We start from the raw sequence: 263 nt of genomic DNA, 5'->3' as shown, positions 1-263 counted from the left end.
AAATAATTCAATAATACTGACTACACAGTCTTCAGACATAGCGTCAGTATCTCCTATTAAATCTATCGTTCACCTCCGTGCTAATAAAATCGGTACTAAAGTATCTTCGAGTGCAGAGTTAAATGTTACAGAAAAAGAACTAGCTGATATTCAAAGATATTTAGATGTTAAAAGAAGCGAACTTTTCTTTGGTAAAGGGGTTATTTTAGTAGAAGGAATTGCCGAAGAATATTTAATACCTGTGTTAGCTAGAGAATGTGGTA

The 263-nt window shown here is 33.1% G+C and carries 1 protein-coding gene; it reads left to right on the top strand.

What is annotated here, in order from left to right; translation table 11 throughout:
• Positions 1 to 263: ATP-dependent nuclease (locus AC2Q9J_RS18095; RefSeq protein WP_499042091.1), on the top strand; the 263-nt coding region annotated here is incomplete at both ends.

The organism is Planococcus sp. RAB007_Raresut (genome assembly GCF_057369535.1).
Note: the sequence above shows the minus strand (reverse complement) of the source record. Positions and strands in the feature narration are given on the sequence as shown.